Genomic DNA, 4646 nt, shown 5'->3' with positions numbered 1-4646 from the left:
CCTGGAGGCGGTCAGGCTCAAGGCGCTGCCGCCGGCCAGCGACTACCCGGTCAAGCTGCTCACCCGGCTCAACGTGCTGCCGCTGGCGCGCCACGGCCACCGCCTGACCGTGGCGGTGCCTTATCCTGCCACTCTCACCCAGCTCGACGAGCTGCAGTTCGCCACCAACTTGAGCGTCGATGGCGTGCTGGCCCCGATCGATCAGATCCGCAGCAACCTGGCTCATTACGTGGCGCAGAACGAGCGCAGCCTGCTCGACGAGCTGGACGGCGTGGATGACGCCGTGGCCGAGCTCAACATCGTGACCGAGGAAGACGAAGAGATCGACCTGGAGAGCAGCGCCGGCAGCAAGGACGACGCTCCCGTGGTCAAGTTCGTCAACAAGGTGCTGCTCGATGCCATCAGCCGGGGCGCCTCGGACATTCACTTCGAGCCTTATGAGGCCCAGTACCGGGTGCGCTTTCGAATCGACGGCATGCTGATCGAGATCGCCAAGCCCCCTTTCGCGATGCGCGACCGGATCGCGGCGCGCCTGAAGATCATGGCGCGGCTGGACATCTCCGAGCGCCGTCTCCCCCAGGATGGCGCGATCAAGCTGCAGCTCTCGCGCACTCGCTCGATCGACTTTCGCGTCAACTCGTTGCCCACGGTGTACGGCGAGAAGCTGGTACTGCGGATACTCGATCCCTCCTCGGTACGCCTGGGGATCGAGCAGCTCGGCTTCAGCCCCGAGCAGCAGCGAGAGTACGAAACCGCGCTGACGCGCCCCCAGGGCATGATTCTGGTGACCGGCCCCACCGGCAGCGGCAAGACGGTGACCCTCTACACCGGCATCAACATGCTCAACGAGATCGAGCGCAACATCTGTACTGCCGAGGATCCGGTGGAGATCAAGGTATCCGGCATCAACCAGGTCAACGTGCTGCCCAAGATCGGGCTCAACTTCGCCAGCGCCCTGCGGGCGTTTCTGCGTCAGGACCCGGACGTGGTGATGGTCGGCGAGATTCGTGACCTGGAAACCGCCGAGATCGCCGTCAAGGCCGCCCAGACCGGCCATATGGTGCTCTCCACCGTGCATACCAACTCGGCGGCCCAAACCCTGACGCGCCTGGCCAACATGGGCGTCGCCTCCTACAACATCGCAAGCTCGGTGACCCTGATCATCGCCCAGCGACTGGCGCGGCGGCTGTGTGCACACTGCAAGACCCCGGCGGACATTCCCATGGCGGCGCTCAAGAAAGCCGGCTTCACCGCCGAGCAGCTCGAGGACGCCACTCTTTACCGGGCCGTGGGCTGCAAACAGTGCACCCAGGGCTACAAGGGGCGCGTGGGCATCTACGAGGTACTGCCGATCAGCGACGCCATGCGCAACCTGATCATGCGCGACGGCAATGCCATCGAGATCGACCAGCTCGCCCGCCGTGAAGGCCATTCGAGCCTTTACCAGAGCTGTCTCAACCGGGTGCTGGACGGCAGCACCAGCCTCGAGGAAGTCAACCGGATCAGCAAGGAGTAACCGCGGTGATGGCCAAAGCGAAAGCGCGCACCAAACTTGCCCCCCTGCACCGCTGGAAATGGCAGGGCAAGGGCCCCCAGGAGCGAGTGATGAAGGGAGAGCTGATCGGCCGCACCCGCGAGGAGGTGGTCGAGCAGCTCGCCAAGCAGCGCATCAGCGCGATGCGTATCCAGAAGCGCAGCAGCCTCAATGGGCGCGGCAAGGTCAAGAGCGTCGACATCACGCTGTTCGCCCGCCAGATGGCCACCATGATGCGCGCCGGCATCCCGATTCTCCAGGCGCTGCAGGCGATCTCGGAAAGCGTCAAGAAACCCGCCATGGTGGAGCTCACTCAGCAGATCATGCGCGACGTCTCCTCCGGCGACAGTCTCTCTCAGGCGATGGCCAAGCATCCGCGCCAGTTCGACCGACTCTTCGTCAACCTGGTCGGCGCCGGCGAGCAGGCCGGCGCCCTGGACGAGATGCTCGAACGGGTCGCTACCTACAAGGAGAAGGTCGCGTCTCTCAAGGCGCGGGTGAAGAAGGCGCTGTGGTACCCGGGGGCGGTCATGACCATCGGGGTCGGGGTGACGATGGTGCTGCTGGTGGTGGTAGTGCCGGAGTTCGAAAGCATGTTCCAGGGCTTCGGCGCCGAGCTTCCCATGCTGACCCAGCTGACCGTGCGCTTTTCCGAGCTCGCCCAGGCTTTCTGGCTGCCGGCGCTCGCGCTGATCATCGGCGCCATCGTGCTGCTCAAGGCCGCCGCTCGGCGTTCTGAGAGCGTTGCCTTCAGCATCGACCAGTTCATGCTGCGTCTGCCGGTGCTGGGCGATATCCTGCACAAGTCCGCCGTCTCGCGCTTCACCCGTACGCTCGCCACCACGTTCAGTTCCGGCGTGCCCCTGATCGAAGGGCTCGAGACCGCCTCCGGAGCTGCGGACAACCGGGTCTACATGAAGGCGATCGACGAGGTGCGCCAGGACGTGACGACTGGCCAGCAACTGCATTTTGCCATGCGCCTGACCAACCGCTTCCCGCCGCTGGCGGTCCAAATGGTCAACATCGGCGAAGAGGCAGGCTCCCTCGACGCGATGCTCAACCGGGTCGCGGACTATTACGAGGAAGAGGTCGAAAACAAGGTCGATACCCTCACCTCGTTGATGGAACCGGTTATAATCGTGGTTCTGGGCCTGCTGGTCGGGGGCGTGGTGGTCTCCATGTACCTGCCCATCTTCGAGATCGGCACCGCCCTCTAAATTTCCCCGCGCCTCTGGAGCACCATGGGTTTACCGCCAGCCATCCTTTACGCTTTGGTCTTCGTCGTCGGGCTTTGCCTTGGCAGCTTCCTCAACGTGGTGATCACGCGCCTTCCGGTGATGCTGATGCGCCGCTGGCGAGGCGAAGCGCTCGAGGCCCTCGAGATGCCCGCCGAGTCTGTTGCTCGTTTCAATCTCGCCACGCCTGCCTCGCTCTGCCCGCGCTGCGAAACCCCGATTGCCTGGCACGACAACCTGCCGCTTTTCGGCTGGCTCAAGCGGCGCGGGCGCTGTGCGCAGTGCGATCAGCCCATCAGCATGCAGTACCCGTTGGTGGAGATCGCCGGCGGCCTGCTCGCGATCACGGTACTGGCGCTTTATGGCGCGGTGCCCCAGGCGCTATTCATCTACGCGGCGTGCCTGGTGCTGCTGGCCCTTTCCGTGATCGACTTTCGCACCTACCTGCTGCCGGATGCCCTGACGCTGCCGCTCTTGTGGCTTGGCCTTGTCTATCAGCTTCTGTTCCAGCCGTTCATGCTCGGCGATGCGGTGATCGGTGCCATGGCGGGCTATCTGAGCCTGTGGAGCTTCTACTGGCTGTTCAAGCTGGTCACCGGCAAGGAAGGCATGGGCTATGGCGACTTCAAGCTCCTGGCCGCGCTGGGCGCATGGCTTGGCTGGCCCTTTTTGCCGCTGCTGCTGGTGCTTTCGGCGGGACTGGGTGCCGTGGTCGGGCTTGCTGCCCAGGCGTTTTCGCCCACTCTGCGCGGCAAGCCGCTGCCCTTCGGCCCTTTCCTGGCGCTGGCCGGCTGGACATGTCTCCTGGCCGGCGACGAACTCTTCCCCCTGTACATGCGCCTTGGCGCCTGATCGAGGCACCTGGCTACTGGAATCACGCTCATGATCGTTGGCTTGACAGGCGGTATCGGCTCGGGAAAATCCACCGTGGCACGCGCCTTCGCGGCCATCGGGATTCCCTACGTGGATGCCGACGACGTCGCTCGTGAAGTGGTCATGCCCGGCGAGCCGGCACTCGACGAGATATTCACTCACTTCGGTGACGGCGTGCGCCTCGAGGATGGCACGCTGAATCGCGCAGCGCTGCGCGCACGGATTTTCGACGCGCCCGAAGAGCGGCGCTGGCTCGAGTCCGTCACCCACCCGCGCATTCGCCAGCGCCTCGAGGAGAAACTGGCGCGGCTCGAAAGGGCTGCGCCCTACGTACTACTGGTGTCGCCACTGCTGTTCGAGTCGGGTCAGAACGCGCTGGTCGCGCGTACGCTGGTGGTAGATGTTAGTATGCAGACACAGCGCGAGCGCACGCTGTGCCGCGACCGGGTCAGCGAAGCACAGGTCGATGCCATCCTGGCCGCCCAGCTCTCTCGGGAAGAGCGGCTGGCACGTGCCGACGACGTGATCGACAACGAGGCCGACCCGGCATCGCTCGTGGCCAAGGTCGCCCTGCTCGACCAGCGCTACCGTCATCTGAGTTCCACCGCCTAGGAGTGTTATGTCACCGGCCAACGATTCACCGCTCGAAGTACCCTGCCCGCAATGCGCCAAACCGGTTTCCTGGACACCGGACAGCGCCTACCGCCCTTTCTGCAGCAAACGCTGCCAGCTACTGGACCTGGGCGCCTGGGCGGATGAATCACACCGCATTGGCGGCGAATCGGCCATGGACGAGGCCGACATCGAGACGCTGCTCGCCCAGGCCGACAAGGACGCACCACTGAGCTGAGCCCTTCATGACGCGCCCTGAACCTACTGCTTACCGCCTTTATCACGAGCTCGACGCGCGCTTCGATGCGCTGCTCGAGGCCATCGATCGGGCTTCGACGCTCTACGAAGCCACCCGACCGCCGACCTGGCGGCTGGATGCCCCCGCCGACATC

General features: G+C 64.6%; 5 protein-coding genes. All 5 read left to right on the top strand.

The annotated features are described in order from the left end of the window. The coding region (pilB, locus tag BIS11_RS11260) for a type IV-A pilus assembly ATPase PilB (protein ID WP_253586062.1) at positions 1-1516 on the top strand (1516 nt) is incomplete at its 5' end. A gap of 8 nt (positions 1517-1524) precedes the next feature. Then, on the top strand, positions 1525-2751 hold the full coding sequence (locus BIS11_RS11255) for a type II secretion system F family protein (protein ID WP_253423954.1): 1227 nt from the start codon (positions 1525-1527) through the stop codon (positions 2749-2751). Between the two features lie 24 nt (positions 2752-2775). Beyond that, positions 2776-3621 (top strand): A24 family peptidase, encoded by an 846-nt coding sequence (locus tag BIS11_RS11250; protein ID WP_253423951.1) that lies wholly within the window; start codon positions 2776-2778, stop codon positions 3619-3621. Positions 3622-3651: 30 nt separating this feature from the next. After that, complete coding sequence (gene coaE, locus BIS11_RS11245; RefSeq protein WP_253423948.1) at positions 3652-4254, top strand: dephospho-CoA kinase; 603 nt, start codon at positions 3652-3654, stop codon at positions 4252-4254. 7 nt (positions 4255-4261) lie between these two features. Further along, entirely contained in the window at positions 4262-4492 is a 231-nt protein-coding gene (yacG, locus tag BIS11_RS11240; protein ID WP_253423945.1) for a DNA gyrase inhibitor YacG, read from the top strand. The last annotated feature ends 154 nt before the right edge of the window (positions 4493-4646 follow it).

This window comes from Halomonas sp. 707D4, assembly GCF_024158685.1.
Taxonomy (GTDB): Bacteria; Pseudomonadota; Gammaproteobacteria; order Pseudomonadales; family Halomonadaceae; genus Vreelandella.
Note: the sequence above shows the minus strand (reverse complement) of the source record. Positions and strands in the feature narration are given on the sequence as shown.